The sequence below is a fragment of the Marinilactibacillus sp. Marseille-P9653 genome (assembly GCF_916618885.1).
Lineage (GTDB): Bacteria > Bacillota > Bacilli > Lactobacillales > Carnobacteriaceae_A > Marinilactibacillus.
Map to the genome: position 1 here is coordinate 1,311,562 of NZ_CAKAKH010000001.1, position 15,941 is coordinate 1,327,502.

Annotated in this window: 14 protein-coding genes; all 14 read left to right on the top strand. The window is 36.5% G+C overall.

Annotated features, from left to right (window positions below; all coding sequences use genetic code 11):
• Positions 1-216: 216 nt before the first annotated feature.
• The 14 genes from LG377_RS06405 (at position 217) to LG377_RS06470 (ending at position 15,897) form a co-directional block, all read left to right on the top strand.
• On the top strand, positions 217-1,473 hold the full coding sequence (locus tag LG377_RS06405) for an extracellular solute-binding protein (protein ID WP_225743848.1): 1,257 nt from the start codon (positions 217-219) through the stop codon (positions 1,471-1,473).
• A 99-nt stretch (positions 1,474-1,572) separates the two neighbouring features.
• Positions 1,573-2,490, top strand: coding sequence for a carbohydrate ABC transporter permease (locus LG377_RS06410; protein WP_225743849.1), 918 nt, complete (start codon positions 1,573-1,575; stop codon positions 2,488-2,490).
• A gap of 16 nt (positions 2,491-2,506) precedes the next feature.
• A complete protein-coding gene (locus LG377_RS06415) occupies positions 2,507-3,358 on the top strand; it encodes a carbohydrate ABC transporter permease (RefSeq protein ID WP_225743850.1) in 852 nt (283 codons plus the stop codon).
• 21 nt (positions 3,359-3,379) lie between these two features.
• Positions 3,380-3,826, top strand: a complete 447-nt coding sequence (locus LG377_RS06420; RefSeq protein ID WP_225743851.1) for a hypothetical protein — start codon at positions 3,380-3,382, stop codon at positions 3,824-3,826.
• Positions 3,823-4,788, top strand: coding sequence for a family 43 glycosylhydrolase (locus LG377_RS06425; protein ID WP_225743852.1), 966 nt, complete (start codon positions 3,823-3,825; stop codon positions 4,786-4,788). The genes LG377_RS06420 and LG377_RS06425 overlap by 4 nt, the downstream gene beginning before the upstream one ends.
• 26 nt (positions 4,789-4,814) lie before the next feature.
• Positions 4,815-6,446: a glycoside hydrolase family 43 protein gene (locus LG377_RS06430; protein WP_225743853.1), complete on the top strand. Its 1,632-nt coding sequence runs from the start codon at positions 4,815-4,817 to the stop codon at positions 6,444-6,446.
• A gap of 23 nt (positions 6,447-6,469) precedes the next feature.
• Positions 6,470-7,918, top strand: a complete 1,449-nt coding sequence (locus LG377_RS06435) for an alpha-N-arabinofuranosidase (protein WP_225743854.1) — start codon at positions 6,470-6,472, stop codon at positions 7,916-7,918.
• Position 7,919: 1 nt separating this feature from the next.
• The gene (locus tag LG377_RS06440; RefSeq protein ID WP_225743855.1) at positions 7,920-8,156 is read left to right on the top strand and encodes a DUF6171 family protein; all 237 of its coding nucleotides are present in this window, start codon (positions 7,920-7,922) and stop codon (positions 8,154-8,156) included.
• 172 nt (positions 8,157-8,328) lie between these two features.
• The gene (locus LG377_RS06445; protein WP_225743856.1) at positions 8,329-9,444 is read left to right on the top strand and encodes a GntR family transcriptional regulator; all 1,116 of its coding nucleotides are present in this window, start codon (positions 8,329-8,331) and stop codon (positions 9,442-9,444) included.
• Between the two features lie 175 nt (positions 9,445-9,619).
• A complete protein-coding gene (locus LG377_RS06450) occupies positions 9,620-10,315 on the top strand; it encodes an L-ribulose-5-phosphate 4-epimerase (protein ID WP_225743857.1) in 696 nt (231 codons plus the stop codon).
• Between the two features lie 25 nt (positions 10,316-10,340).
• Complete coding sequence (araA, locus tag LG377_RS06455; protein ID WP_225743858.1) at positions 10,341-11,765, top strand: L-arabinose isomerase; 1,425 nt, start codon at positions 10,341-10,343, stop codon at positions 11,763-11,765.
• Positions 11,766-11,841: 76 nt separating this feature from the next.
• Positions 11,842-13,446, top strand: a complete 1,605-nt coding sequence (locus tag LG377_RS06460) for a xylulokinase (RefSeq protein ID WP_225743859.1) — start codon at positions 11,842-11,844, stop codon at positions 13,444-13,446.
• Positions 13,447-13,462: 16 nt separating this feature from the next.
• Positions 13,463-13,699: a hypothetical protein gene (locus LG377_RS06465; RefSeq protein WP_225743860.1), complete on the top strand. Its 237-nt coding sequence runs from the start codon at positions 13,463-13,465 to the stop codon at positions 13,697-13,699.
• Positions 13,700-13,947: 248 nt separating this feature from the next.
• Positions 13,948-15,897: a glycoside hydrolase family 127 protein gene (locus tag LG377_RS06470; protein WP_225743861.1), complete on the top strand. Its 1,950-nt coding sequence runs from the start codon at positions 13,948-13,950 to the stop codon at positions 15,895-15,897.
• Positions 15,898-15,941 lie beyond the last annotated feature (44 nt).

Consider the following 15,941-nt stretch of genomic DNA (forward strand, 5'->3'; position numbering starts at 1 on the left):
ATGGTATATTCTATTCAAGCGATACGTACGTACTACTTAAAAGCGAAAGCTAAAAAATCTTATAAGTTATAGATGATTTTTTTTAAGATTTAATGTAAGCGAAATCATTATTAAATAATCTCTTTATTTTCTATATAAGAAATTTATTAGTACGTATGATTGCCAAAGATGTGAGTTAAAACAATTTAGAAATTAAAAAAATTTAGGAGGATTAATATGAAATTGAATAAAAAGATGTTACTCGGTACTGCTTCTTTATCACTTGGTTTGCTAGCGGGATGCGGAAATGATAACGAAATTGTACTTTGGACACCCTTAACAGGCGAAGATGGACAAGTAATGGATGAAATGATTCAAGAGTACAATGATACTGATCCAGAATTTCCAGTGTCTCAAGTTATTACTCCAGATTTATACACGCAAATCTATACAGTTATGAATACAGGTGAAGGAACACCCGATCTTTCAATCATACATGCAGACAGAGTTCAAGGGTTTGTTGAATTAGACATGCTTGAGCCCTTTGATGAATTAATGTCGATTCAGGATGTACTTAGCTCAGAAAACTATATCGATCAGGCATGGGATGCTGGAACTGTAAATGACTCTCAGTATACAATTCCTTTAGATATCCACTCCAATGTGCTTTATTACAATGAAGATTTGTTAGCTCAATATGGTGCTGAAAGTTTCCTTGATGATGATGTTTTAACTTTTGATGAAATTATGTCACTTGAAGGTCAATTAGATGAAGGCGTTTACGCTATCAACAATGCTTTAATTTCATGGGTATTGCTTGCTGAAACAGTGAACTTAGGTGGAGATATCAGTGATGCTGATGGTAATCCAACAATTAACACTCCTGAAATGCAAGAAGCAATGGAAGCGCTTGTCCAAGTAGAACAAGCTGGTTTAATGACACCTAATGGTGAAGATGGGTTTGCAATGTTCCAAGGACAATCTGTTTTATTCTCTTCTGATGGAACTTGGTCTTCCCTAGCACACGATATGGTAGAAGATTTGAATTATGGAATTACAAACATCTATGCATTTGATAATGAAACTTTCCATAACCGTGGATCTGCTCACTTGTTCTCAATGCTTACGAGCGAAAGCCGTTCTGATGAAAAAGAACAAGGTATAGCAGATTTCCTTGCATGGGTGAATCAAAACTCCATTACATGGGCTGAAGCTGGACAAATCGTTGCAAGTAGAGATGTATACGAATCTGAAGAATTCCAGACTTATCCTCAATCATTCTTCACTAAATCACAAGAACAATTAGACTCACTATTGATTTTCGATTACGAATACTATGGATACGTTGAGGCAGCGATCAATACCGTAATCAATGATATGCTATACGGTGGGATTACAGTAGAAGATGGTTTAGCTGCTGCACAAAATGAAGTTGAAGATCTAGTAGCTCAAGGTCACGGAGCGGATATCAATATTGAAGCTGAAGAAGAATAAACTGATTAGAGAATAGCTTGATCAATTTAGACTAAAGCGAGAATCTAGTAGTAATATAGAACTCGCTTTTTCTTTTTTGAAGTTGAAAGGAGAATAAAGATGGAAAAAGCATTATCCAATGACAACGTTAAACAATCTAAAGGAAAAGGCATCAATTTCAAACAATGGCTATTTATCGGTCCGCATTTTATTTTCTTCTTAGTATTTATTCTATTCCCCATGTTTTACGGACTATATGCATCTTTTACAAGATGGAATTTAATAGGTTCACCAAGATGGGTAGGTTTGGAAAACTATGAAGCAATCTTACTGAATCCTGATTCCTCATTTTATAGTCAATTTAGAAATGGTTTAGTGAATACATTAATCTTTGTAGCAGGTACTGTTCCCCTTCAAGTCATTATTCCTTTAGTTCTAGCAGTGATGCTTCAACATAAAGGTGTAAAAGGAAAAGGTTTTTTCCAAGCAATATTCTATATACCAGGTTTGATTTCAGTGACCGCCGCAGCACTTGTATGGCTATTGATTTTTAATCCACGTTTAGGCCCTGTAAATAATTTGTTAGGTTCAAACGTTACATGGGCGGTAAACCAGCCATATGCATGGCTCATTATTTTTATGATGACTCTCTGGGGATCGATAGGAGGGAATATGGTTATTTACAGGTCTGCAATGAGTGGAATATCGAATGACTTGTATGAAGCAGCAGAAATTGATGGTGCAACGAGTTTTGTGAAATTCTTTAAAATAACAATACCTACGATAAAATTCCCTTTACTATATACTATTGTTATGTCGACTGCGGGAGCTTTTAATGTTTATGCACAGCCATTAATGGTAACAAGCGGAGGTCCGGATCAGTCAACATTTGTTTTAATGATGTATATTCGTAATCTTGCTTTTGGTCAAGGTCAATCTGTCGCAGGTATGGCTGCAGCGATGTCAATCTTATTAGGCTTAGTTATCGTTGTTATAGCAGCTTTCCAATTCAGAATTATGTATCGGAGTTCAAAATAGAAAGGAGCAAATTAAGATGGCACACTCAAAATCATTTCAAATCACTAAATGGATTTGTTATGTTCTATTAACTATAGTAGCGTTTATTTGGTTATTACCTGCTGTTTATGCGTTGACTACTTCATTTAAATCTCAATCAGATGTTATGCAGACAGGATTCAGACTGTTACCAGCCTCATGGATCATGGATAACTATGTACGTGTCTTATCAAATACGTCTAGTGCTCCAATCGTGAGATGGTTCTTTAACTCTTTATTCATCTCAACTTCACATACGTTACTAATGATGGTGTTTGTTTCATTAGCAGCCTTTGGGTATGCACGAATGGATTTTAAATATAGAGATGCGTTGTTCTTCACAATTTTAGCAATTTCAATGTTTCCTGCAGTCGTAAACATCATTCCTAACTACATGATCGTTCACAGATTAGGTTGGGTTAATACGCCTTTAGCGGTTATTATGCCTGGTCTTGGAGGAGTAGGAAATGTATTCTTGGTTCGCCAGTTTATGCAAGGTCTACCTAAGTCTTACGATGAATCTGCTCGAATGGATGGTGCAAACGACTTTACAATTTACTTTAAAATTATCTTGCCACTAATTAAGCCTGTTCTTATCGTAACATCAATCTTCTCATTCACTGGATCATGGAATGATTTTTTATGGCCAACGATTGTACTGAATAATGTTAATCAATTGACGATTACGGCAGGACTTCAATTACTACAAGATATCTACGGAAATTATATGGTAATCGGTCAATTGATGGCATCCGCGTTCTTAGCAATGATTCCAACATCATTACTGTTTATTTTCGCACAGAAATACTTCATTGAATCATTGAATTTAAATACTGGGATTAAAGGATAATATAGAAGGAGGCATTCTGTTATGGATAGAAAAACAGAAAGAAAACTAATCATTGCAGCATCAGTATGGCACTTTATCAACGCAATATTGACCATATTTGTTTTTGGACTTTGGTTTAAGAATAGTGGTGATTTATCCATAACGGAAATCTATCCTGAAATGGCAGGTGGTAGTGGTAGTTTTGTAGATATCTTATATACTGTCATGACAAGCTATGGACTAATTATCATTTTAGTAGGCATAATCAATATTTATTGCCTTAAGTTTATGAAAGATAATGAAATCAATAAAAAATGGCAAGTTTGGATGGTAGTTATGTGTTTAGCATCATTCTTGACAATTGATGTTATTAGTTCGTTATTATATATGATCGTTTTGGTAACTTATAGTTCGAAAAATAAAGCAATACGTTTAAAACATGAATCAAAAAAAACTAATCTCATTGTAAATCAGGAGGCAATTATATGAAAAGTGAAACATCTTATAACAACCCTATCGTACTGGAAAGAGCAGATCCATGGGTATACAAACATACAGATGGCTATTATTACTTCACTGGATCTGTTCCTGGTTATCAGGAAATTGAAGTGAGAAGAGCAAAAACATTAAATGAACTTGAAGACGGAGAAAGAGCGAGTGTTTGGCATGCTCACGACGAAGGTGAAATGAGTAAACTAATCTGGGCTCCGGAAATTCATTTCATAAGAGGTGCTTGGTATATTTATTTTGCGGCTTCGCCATCCGAAAACCCTAAAAATGATATTCATCAACACCGTATGTACGCACTAGAATGCAAGGATGAAAACCCATTAACCGGAAAATGGGAAGAAAAAGGACAGGTTATTACGCATATTAATAGCTTCTGTCTAGATGCAACAGCATTTGAACATAATGACGATCTTTATTATGTTTGGGCACAGAAAGACCCTGCAATTCCAGGTAATTCCAACTTATATATATCTAAAATGGAGAATCCTTGGACATTAAAGGGACATACGACATTACTGACGATTCCTGAATATGACTGGGAAAAAGTAGGATTTTTAGTTAATGAGGGTCCAGCTGTTTTGAAACGCAATGGAAAAATCTTTATTACGTATTCTGCGAGTGCGACTGATGAGAACTACGTAATGGGTTTAATATCAGCAGATGAGGACAGTGATTTATTAGATGGATATTCTTGGAAGAAATCTGAAAACCCAGTATTTAAATCTTCGGAAGAAAATAGTCTTTATGGACCTGGTCACAACTCCTTTACGAAATCTGAAGATGATCAAGAGGACATACTTATTTATCACGCAAGACCAGAAAAGAACAAAGAAGGTGATCCGTTGGATAACCCTAACCGTCATGCAAATGCTCAAAAATTCAATTGGGATGAATCAGGATTCCCTGATTTTGGTGTCCCGGGAGGCAAATATTTTCAATAAATCGTTTATTAAGAAAGGAATCATAAATGACTAAAAAGAGAAAGACAGCAATCGGACTTTTTTTTGCAGTGATTTTTCTAATTGGAGTGAGTGGCTTTATGGTTTATTCAAACGGCATTAAAAGGCCTAATACAAATGAGTGGACAACTCAAACAAGAAACAGTGTATCTATACATGATCCAGCTGTTCGTTCAGTTATAGATGAAAATGGTGAAGAAACGTTTTACTTATTTGGAACGCATGTGGCACAAGCTAAAACAAAGGACTTCTCGACTTGGGAAGTTCCGCATATGACCGAATACGAAAATATGAAAGATAATATTATCTTTGGTAATACAAACGAAAATCTTAAAAAAACTTTCGAGTGGGCTGGTCATGATGATGCAGACTCTGGTAATGGTGGTTATGGGTTATGGGCTCCAGACGTCATCTGGAATGATCATTTCGAATGGTCTACTGGTGAAAAAGGTGCTTACTTGATGTACTATTCTGCTAGTTCTACATGGAGAAGATCAGCTATCGTCTTAATGGCTTCTCCAAGTATCGAAGGACCATACACGTATGTTGACACGATTATGTATTCTGGTTTTACTTCTGAAGATTCTACAGATGGTAGTGAGCGCAACATCAATTATGAAGGTACACATTTACCTGAATTAATTGAAGAAGGCAAGATTTCAGAGTTCAATGACCAATGGGTAAGAATGGGTGGTAGAGAATACAATACAGACTATGCACCAAATGCAATTGATCCTGCACCTTTCTATGATGAAAATGGAAAGTTTTGGCTAGTCTATGGTTCTTGGTCTGGTGGTATTCATCTACTTGAACTAGAAGATGCGACTGGAAAACCTATTTATCCAAGCGAAGACGGGATGACTGAAGACGGTCGGACAATTGATCGATACTTCGGTACGAAGCTTTTTGGAGGGTATCATCAATCTGGTGAAGGTCCTTATATCGTCTATGATGAAGATACGGGTTATTATAATTTATGGCTGACATATGGCGGTTTAGCTGCAAATGGTGGGTACAACATGCGCGTATTCAGATCTGAAACAGTTGATGGTCCTTATGTTGATGCTAAAGGACATACGGCCATTTTTGATTCTAGTAGCTTGAATTCAAATTATGGAATCAAACTTCTAGGAAACTATGACTTTACCGGTCTGGAACAAGGGTATCGTGCTCCGGGCCATAATTCAGTAGTCAAAACTCAAGATGGAGAATGGCTATTAGTATTCCATTCCAGATTCAATCTAGGTACCGAAGCTCACGAAGTTAGAGCGCACCACATGATTCATAATGAAGATAATTGGTTAGTTCCAATGCCTTATGCCTTTAAAGGCGAGTATGTAGATACTACTTCATTAGCTTCGGAAGAATTAAGCGGCAGCTTTGAATTCATCAATCATGGAACAGAAAATTCTTCAGAAATGATTGAGACACTTATGATTGACCTTACTGAAGAAGGTGAAATATCTGGAGATCTTCAAGGTACTTGGAATTTATCTGATCAGAATTTTTTAACTATTTCGACTAATGAGGCAATTTATAAAGGTATTGCTGCTAAGCAACAAGATGAGTTTGGAGAAGAAAGAATCGTATTCTCAGCTTTTGGTGACAATAACGAAATGATCTGGGGCATTAGACCATAAAGAAAACTACAAGGAGTGTAAAAATGACAGTTGAAGTATTAACAAGCAAAAAAGGACCTACAATCAGTAAGTATATCTATGGACAATTTGCCGAGCATTTAGGTAGATGTATCTATGAAGGCGTTTGGGTAGGAAAAGACTCAGATATTCCTAACAATGAAGGTATTCGTCTAGATGTAGTAGAAGCACTTAAAGCAATCAAAGTTCCGGTTGTAAGATGGCCTGGAGGATGCTTCGCAGATGAATACCACTGGAAAGATGGAATCGGAACGCCAGCAGAACGTAAAACCATTGTCAACACACACTGGGGTGGAGTTGTAGAAAACAATCATTTCGGTACGCATGAATTCTTCCATCTATTAGACCTGTTAGGTGCAGAAGCATACGTGAACGGTAACGTAGGAAGCGGCACAGTTCAGGAAATGCAAGAATGGGTAGAGTACATTACCTTCGAGGGTGAGTCCCCAATGTCTAACCTCCGTAAAGAAAATGGTAGTGAGTCTGCATGGGAAATGAAATTCTTTGGTGTTGGAAACGAGAGCTGGGGATGCGGTGGAAATATGCGTCCAGAGTACTACGCGGACCTTTACCGTCGCTATCAAACTTATGTTAGAAACTATACAGATAAACATGTTTATAAAATTGCTTGTGGACCAAACATTGACGATTATAACTGGATGGAACAAGTGATGAAAATCGCAGCACCATTTATGGACGGAATCAGTCTACACCATTATGCATTAACTGGTGAATGGGAAGATAAAGGACCAGCTACTAATTTCCCAGAAGCACAATGGCACTCATTGATCGATAGTGCTAAGAAAATGGATGAACTGATTACAAAACATTCTACGATTATGGATAAATATGATCCTGAAAAACGTGTTGGATTAATCGTTGATGAGTGGGGTTCATGGTTAGCGGTTGAAAATGGAACTAACCCAGGATTCTTGTACCAACAAAACACAATTCGTGATGCAATGGTAGCCAGTGTTACATTAAATATTTTCCACAAGCATGCTGATCGTGTACAAATGGCTAATATCGCTCAAATGGTCAATGTTTTGCAGGCAATGCTGTTGACAGAAGGTGAAAAAATGATCAAAACGCCAACTTACCACGTATTTGATCTTTATACTCATCACCAAGACGCTGAATTAATTGACACTTATGGAGAGACTCAAGAGTCAATCGACTATACGGTATCTAAAAAGGATGGTAAAGTGGCAATCTCAGTTTGTAATTATGGTCTTCAAGGTAAAGAAACAGTCTCATTCAATTTACCTGATTACTCATTTAATTCAGCTGAAGCTTGGATTGTATCTGCTAATGAAATGGATGCACATAATACATTTGAAAATCCAGAAGTTGTATCAAAAAAATCTTTTGAAGATTTTAAGATTGATGGTAGTACAGTATCATTAACGCTTCCAGCTATGAGTGTTACAACTTTATTGATTAAAGAGAATTAATATGTCTTGCAAAACATGTGAAAGACTTGAAGCTTTAGCTGGAGAAGATGTATTGATTTCTATAGAAGAGCAATTAAGCTTGGAAGTTGACTTAGCATCAGAAAAATTAAAAGATAAAAGGCTTTCGGTATGTGAAACTTGTCCATTCTTTCGAAACCATACTTGTACGAAATGTGGATGTTACGCTATGTTTAGAGCGAGTTTGAACTATAAAAACTGTCCTGTTGGTAAATGGTGAAAAGTGAGTGAACTAAGAAAAGGATGCTGATGCATCCTTTTCTTAATACGTATAGGGTAACGAAAGATAATATATATTTAATATTTGTCTATACAAATAACGATATTTCTTTAATTATACCCCTCGTTTATAGTACAATTTATGTACGGACAAATCGTAAGGAGTGAGATCAATGTTGAATGAGCCGAAGTATATAACGATAAAAAAAGAATTGCAAGAAAAAATTAAAAATAATAGTTATTTATTAGGAAGTAAAATTCCTTCTGAAGCAGAATTGCGAAAACAGTTTGACGTCAGTAGACATACCATTAGACAAGCGGTATCCGAATTAGTAAATGAAGGATTTTTAGTGAAGCAGCAAGGTTCAGGAACGTTTGTCAGTGACCTATATAAAAAAGAAATTGTTACTTCTTCAAAAAGAACGATAGGTGTAATCACTACTTATTTATCGGATTATATTTTCCCTTCAATCATTAGGGGTATTGAAGAAGAGCTTTCTAAACATGATTACTCTTTAATGCTATCAAGTACACGAAACAATGTAGACAATGAGCGAACATCTTTAGAAAGCATGATAGATCAGAATGTAGATGGGTTGATCGTTGAACCAACAAAAAGCAACTTAATGAATCCAAACTTGAATTACTATCTTAATCTATCAGAAAGACCCATACCTATGGTTATGCTGAATGCTTCGTATGAAGAATTAGACTTCCCAGTTGTTGCAATAGATGATGTCAAAGCGGGACGAATAGCTACTGAGCATTTAATTGATCTGAATCATACTAACATCGGTATTATAACTAAGGCAGACGATTTACAAGGTAAAAATCGTCTGAAAGGGTATATTAGAGCGTTATATGATGCAAAACTTTCATTCGATAATAATTACATTATACGTTACGATACAGAGACAAAAGAAACGCTTCCTGAAATGATTCGTGATTTGTTGTTGTCTGAAAACGTACCGACTAGTTTCGTCTGCTATAACGACGAAGTAGCTGTCATGTTAATTAAAGAGATTAATGCAATTGGAAAAGTATGTCCAGATGATTTTTCAGTTGTTTCCCACGACAATAGCTTCTATAGTACAACTTTACCCTCTGTAAAGTTAACTTCAGTGGAACATCCAAAAGAAAACTTAGGTAGACAGGCAGCGATGATGCTCGTCAAGTCAATAGAAGAGGAAACAAAACTTGAATCTTATATATTCGATCCGGAACTAATTGTACGAAATTCTACTAAACGTTTGAGAGAAAACACTAAAATTGAAATAGCCCATTCGTAGTTTACAAGGTACGTTCGTGTGCAACGTAAAATAATAGGAAATTTTCTATTATACAGTTGACACGTACGTACCTTTAATTTACAATAGATATGTAAGCGTTATACATTACTTAGATTTAAATATAGACCTTTTAAAGGAACAAAATACGTTGTACAAATGAAAGGAATGATAGAACTTGCTTGAAGCATTAAGAAGTCATGTCTACAAAGCTAATATGGATTTACCAGAATATAAGTTAATTACCTTTACATGGGGTAATGTTAGCGGAATCGATAGAGACTCTAATTTAGTAGTGATTAAGCCTAGCGGAGTGGCTTATGAAGATCTCTCACCAGAGAACATGGTTATTGTAGACTTGGATGGCAATATCGTTGAAGGAGAACTGAATCCATCTAGTGATACAGCAACTCATTTGGAATTATATAAAAATTTTCAGCATATAGGAGGAATCGTTCATACACATTCTCCATGGGCTGTTAGTTATGCTCAAGCCGGAAGAGATATTCCAGCAGCGGGAACGACCCAAGCTGATTATTTCTATGGATCAATCCCGGTCACAAGAGAGATGACCGTAGAAGAAATTTCAAAAGACTACGAGTTGAAAACCGGTTCAGTAATTATTGAGACTTTCCAGAAAAGAAGTATTGATCCAGACAAAGTGCCTGGTGTATTGGTTAACGATCATGGACCTTTCACTTGGGGAGAGTCTCCGGAAGAAGCTGTGCATAATTCAGTTGTATTAGAACAAGTTGCTGAAATGACTTACCACAGTTTGCAACTGAATCCTGAAAAAATAGAGATGAGTCAAAACCTTCTCGATAAGCACTATTTGAGAAAACATGGCGATAACGCTTATTACGGTCAAAAATAAAAATATAAATGAGGATGTGCTCTAAATGTTAAAAACAGAAGAAAAAGTATTTTGGTTGGTTGTAGGTAGTCAGCATCTATATGGTTCAGAAACACTTGAACAAGTCGAAGATCATGCTAAAGAAATGGTAGAAGTACTAAACAAAGAAGCTTCTTTTCCTTATCCATTAGAATACAAAGCATTAGTAACAACTGCTGATGAAATTAAAAATGTTATGAAAGAAGTGAACTATCAGGATAAAGTAGCTGGTGTCGTTACTTGGATGCATACATTCTCACCAGCTAAATTATGGATTCCCGGAACAAAATTACTACAAAAGCCTTTATTACACTTAGCTACTCAATATCATAAAGAGATTCCATGGGATTCAATCGATATGGATTTCATGAACTTGAATCAAAGTGCTCACGGTGATAGAGAATATGGATTTATCAACGCTCGCTTGCGCTTAAACAACAAAATCGTTGTAGGCCATTATCAAGATCCAGATGTTCATAAAGAAATGTCTGACTGGATGTTATCTGCGATTGGATTTGTAGAATCTCAAAATATTAAAGTTGCTCGTTTTGGAGATAACATGAGAAACGTTGGCGTAACTGAAGGAGACAAAGTCGAAGCTGCAATTCAATTTGGATGGACTGTTGATTATTACGGAATTGGTGACCTTGTAGAAGAAATGAGTCATGTTACTGATGAAGAGATTCAAGAAACATTTGAAGAATGTGGTGAACTATACGATATGGAATATCGCGATAATGATCAAGCGTTCTTTGACGAACACGTCAAAGAACAAATCAGAATCGAAATTGGTTTAAGAAGATTCCTTGAACGTGGAGGCTATACGGCATTCACAACGAACTTTGAAGACCTTCACGGTATGAAGCAACTTCCGGGTATGGCGGTTCAAAGACTGAATGCTGAAGGTTATGGTTTCGCAGGTGAAGGTGATTGGAAGACAGCGGCACTTGACCGTTTGATGAAAGTTATGGCGAACAATATCTCTACTGGCTTTATGGAAGATTATACTTATAACATGACTAAAGGAAATGAATATATCGTTCAATCTCACATGTTAGAAGTTGATCCTACTTTTGCTGAAACGAAACCACGTGTGGTGGTTAATCCACTAGGTATTGGTGATAAAGAAGATCCAGCCCGTCTTGTCTTTGATGGTAAAGCTGGAGAAGGTTTGACAGTATCTATGTTAGACATGGGTTCTCATTACCGTCTGATGGTGAATACGTTCACTGCTGAGACACCTAAAGAAGAAGCACCAAAACTGCCAGTAGCAAGAGTAATCTGGAAGCCGAATCCTGACTTTAAAACAGGTATTAAAAAATGGATCCAAGCTGGTGGAGGACACCATACGGTAGCTACATTAGCGCTGAGCTTAGACGTCATTCTTGACTGGGCAAAACTTGTAGATATTGAAACAGTTGTAATTGATTAAAACTAAGTGAGCTAATAAACGTTTACGTTTGTTAGCTTTTCTTTTATAAAATAGATGATTGAAATGAGGGTTTATAATGTCAGCTAAAATGAAAAATAATTTAACACTTGATCAAAATACCTTATCACTAGGTATAGAGTTTGGTTCTACTCGAGTAAAGGCAGTCTTAATAGACGATACATTTGCACCAATTGCAAGTGGCGCATACGACTGGGAAAATAAACTGGTTGAAGGCTACTGGACATACAGTTTGGACGAGGTTTGGTCTGGTCTGCAACATGCTTTTAGTGAACTTTCTCAAAATGTTAAAAATGATTATGATGTAATTTTGACAAACATCGGATCTATTGGCTTTTCAGGTATGATGCATGGCTATTTGGCATTTGATAAAGATGAACAATTATTAGTTCCTTTTAGAACTTGGAGAAATACGACAACAGATGTTGCTTCTAAAAAGCTTACAGAATTATTTGAATTCAATATTCCACATAGATGGAGTATTGCACATCTTTATCAAGCTGTTTTAAATAAAGAAGAACATGTTCAACAAATTGATTATGTAACGACATTAGCAGGTTTTGTTCATTGGAAACTTACTGGACAAAAAGTAATTGGTGTCGGAGAAGCAGCAGGAATGTTTCCTATAGATAGTCATACGGTTGATTATGACAGAAAGAGGATTGAAGAATTCGAGGCTCTTTCAGATGTTCAAGAATACGATTGGAAACTAAGTCAGGTCTTACCAGAAGTCCTTACTGCTGGATCTGTAGCGGGAGTATTATCTGAGGAGGGTGCTCGACTATTAGACCCTTCAGGACAATTAATGCCAGGTATTCCATTATGTCCACCAGAAGGTGATGCAGGAACAGGAATGGTTGCAACAAATGCTGTAGCAGAAAGAACTGGGAATGTATCTGCGGGCACGTCTGTATTTTCGATGATCGTTCTAGAAGAAGCACTTTCTAGTTATTATGAGGAAATTGATATGGTGACAACGCCAACGGGCAAACCTACGGCTATGGTACATTGTAATAACTTTACGACGGACATTAATGCATGGGCTAAATTATTCGGTGAACTGGTTGAAGTGTTAGGGCTTAACGTTGATAAAGATCAGCTATTTACAACATTATTTGAAAAATCTTTAGAAGCAGATGCTGATGGTGGTAAATTAATGAGTTGTAATTACTATTCTGGTGAACCGATTACAGGATTAGAAGAAGGACGACCACTATTTGTTCAAATGCCAGATAGTGTTCTATCGTTGCCAAACTTTATGCGTACACAAATTTATTCTGCTTTAGCGACTTTGAAAATAGGAATGGATATATTGATTGCTAAAGAAAATGTACAAGTTGATCAACTACTGGGTCATGGTGGTTTCTTCAGAACGAAGTATGTTGGACAAAAAATGATGGCTGACGCCCTTAAAGTTCCAGTATCCGTAATGGAAACTGCTGGTGAAGGTGGTCCATGGGGTATGGCTTTACTAGCTTCTTATTTAATAAATAAAGAAGCTGGGCAATCAATGGAATCTTTCTTAAATAACCAAGTATTCTCTATTGAATCTCCTAATTCTGTTGAACCTTCAGTAACAGGATCAAATGACTTTGAAGAATTCATGGAAAGGTATACAATGATGTTAGAAGTAGAGAAGACTGCTGTAAAGTCTATAACTTAAATGAGGAGGCGTCAACATGCAAAATGATCCATTACAAGGAAATGCCAATCCTAACAGCATAAACCATCCAGCACATTTAGCTGCGGCTGAAGAAGCTGAGCGCTACACTGGAAAAAAAGAAAATGAAGCAGAAAATGAAGAAGTAGATAATAACAAAGAACACGAAACCAAACCTGAAGATTTTGAGAGTTTCAATGTCGACAAGGTCGATGATTTGAATAAAATTAAACAAGAAGATGTAGATCACAAATAAATAGATGGAATGATACAACAAGTAATATTTGCCCTCGTAAGATAGAGTGTTTACTCTTCTTGCGGGGACTTTTTTGTGTAGAGAACACCTAAGAAAACGATTGCTTAATCAAGTGGGGTGTTATACTATTGATTAAAAGGTACGTACAAATGAAGTTGGTTATTATGCTTTAAATCATATAATGATTTAAGTTATACGTACCTTGTTAGTTTTAACTGATAAAATATAGTAATTGGAGGAAATCAAGCATGTTAGATTCAAACATCACAATTAAAGATGAATTTTGGAAGCGGTATATCGATTTGATAAAAACTGAAATGATTCCTTTTCAGTGGAACGTATTACATGATCAGGAAGACATCAAAATTGATAAAGAACGTGATGACGCCAATATACCATCTGAAAAAAGTCACGCTATAGAAAACTTTAGAATTGCAGCAGGTCGCTCAGAAGGACATCACTATGGTTGGTTATTCCAAGATTCTGATGTTTACAAGTGGTTAGAGTCAGCGGCTAATGTTTATAAAATTACGAAAGACGATCAGCTAAAACAGATGATGGATGAAGTGATTGAACTGATTAAAGATACTCAAGAAGATGATGGTTACCTTAGTACTTTTTACCAAATAGATGCACCTCAATTAAAATTTCGAAAGCTATTTGAAAGCCATGAGCTCTACTGTGCAGGCCATTTGATTGAAGCAGCCGTTGCGCATTACCAAGCAACAGATGATGATCGCTTAATTGAAGTTGTAAAAAAATACGTAGAATGTATTCAAACTCACTTTGGACCTGAGGAAGACAAAATCAATGGTGCAGACGGTCATCAAGAAATTGAGCTGGCGCTTGTTAAACTGTACGAAGTTACAAAGGATGAATCTTATTTAAAATTAAGTGAGTGGTTCCTTGAAGTTCGTGGTCAAGATCCTGACTTTTACAGAAAACAGATGGAAGAGAATATTGAACTGGGCTTAGACGATCGTGCGCCAATTATGATTAATAATGTCTATCATCAATCCCACAAGCCAGTGACTGAACAAACAGAAGCAGTGGGTCATGCAGTAAGACTCGTTTACATGGCTGCTGCTATGGCTGATGTGGCTTATCACACAAAAAATGAAAAACTTTTCAAAGCGGCTAAGCGAATCTGGAAAAATATTGTGAAAAAGAGAATGTACATCACGGGTGGAGTCGGTTCTACAGTTCACGGTGAAGCATTTACATTTGATTTCGACCTACCGAACGATACGATGTACTGTGAAACGTGTGCTGCTATCGGCCTAATGTTCTTTGCAAAAGCTATGATGAAAAATGAAGTTGATGCGGAATATGCACATGTCATGGAACGGGCCTTATATAACTCTGTTATCAGCGGAATGGCACTGGATGGAAAACATTTCTTCTATGTTAACCCACTTGAAGTCAACCCAGAAGCCAGCCAAAAAGATCCTGGAAAAAGTCATGTGAAATCAACAAGACCATCTTGGTTTGGGTGTGCTTGTTGTCCACCGAACATTGCAAGAACGCTCACTTCACTTGAAAAATATTTATATAGTGAAAAAGAAGATACCCTATACGTGAATATATTTATGGACCATTCAGGTAAAATCTCTCTGAACAATCAAGAAATTGAAATTGAACAAAAGGTTTCGTTTGAAGATGAAGGTTCGCTTGAGCTATCAGTAGATGCTCCAAAGGCCTTTACGCTCGGTATCAGAATACCAACATGGGCAAGTAATCTTTCAATTAAGCAAGATGGATCAGAAATAGATTTTGAAGTAGCTGATGGCTACGCGATGATTCCGGTAAATGAAAAAATCGTTTTAACGCTTAGTTTTGATGTTTCAGTGCTTATGCATCAGGCGCATCCTAAAGTTAGAGATGATTTAGGAAAAGTAGCGCTACAAAGAGGCCCATTTGTTTATTGTATGGAAGAAACGGACAACGAGTCAGACCTACATTTAATGAGATTGAAAAATCATATTCGTGCAGAAAAAGTTAGTGACTCGGTGTTAGGATCCCATGTTGCACTTAAAGCACAAGGTGAAAAAAGAGTCATTGATGAAGAGTGGGAAAACGTATTATATAGAACATACAAAGAACCTGTTTACGAAGAAAAAGATTTGACCTTTATACCTTATCATCTATGGGCTAACCGTTCAGTTGGTGAAATGATGGTCTGGGTATCTAAGAAGTAAGATCTGAATGAAGCCAGTCAATAAAGGTTAAACGAACATAGTAA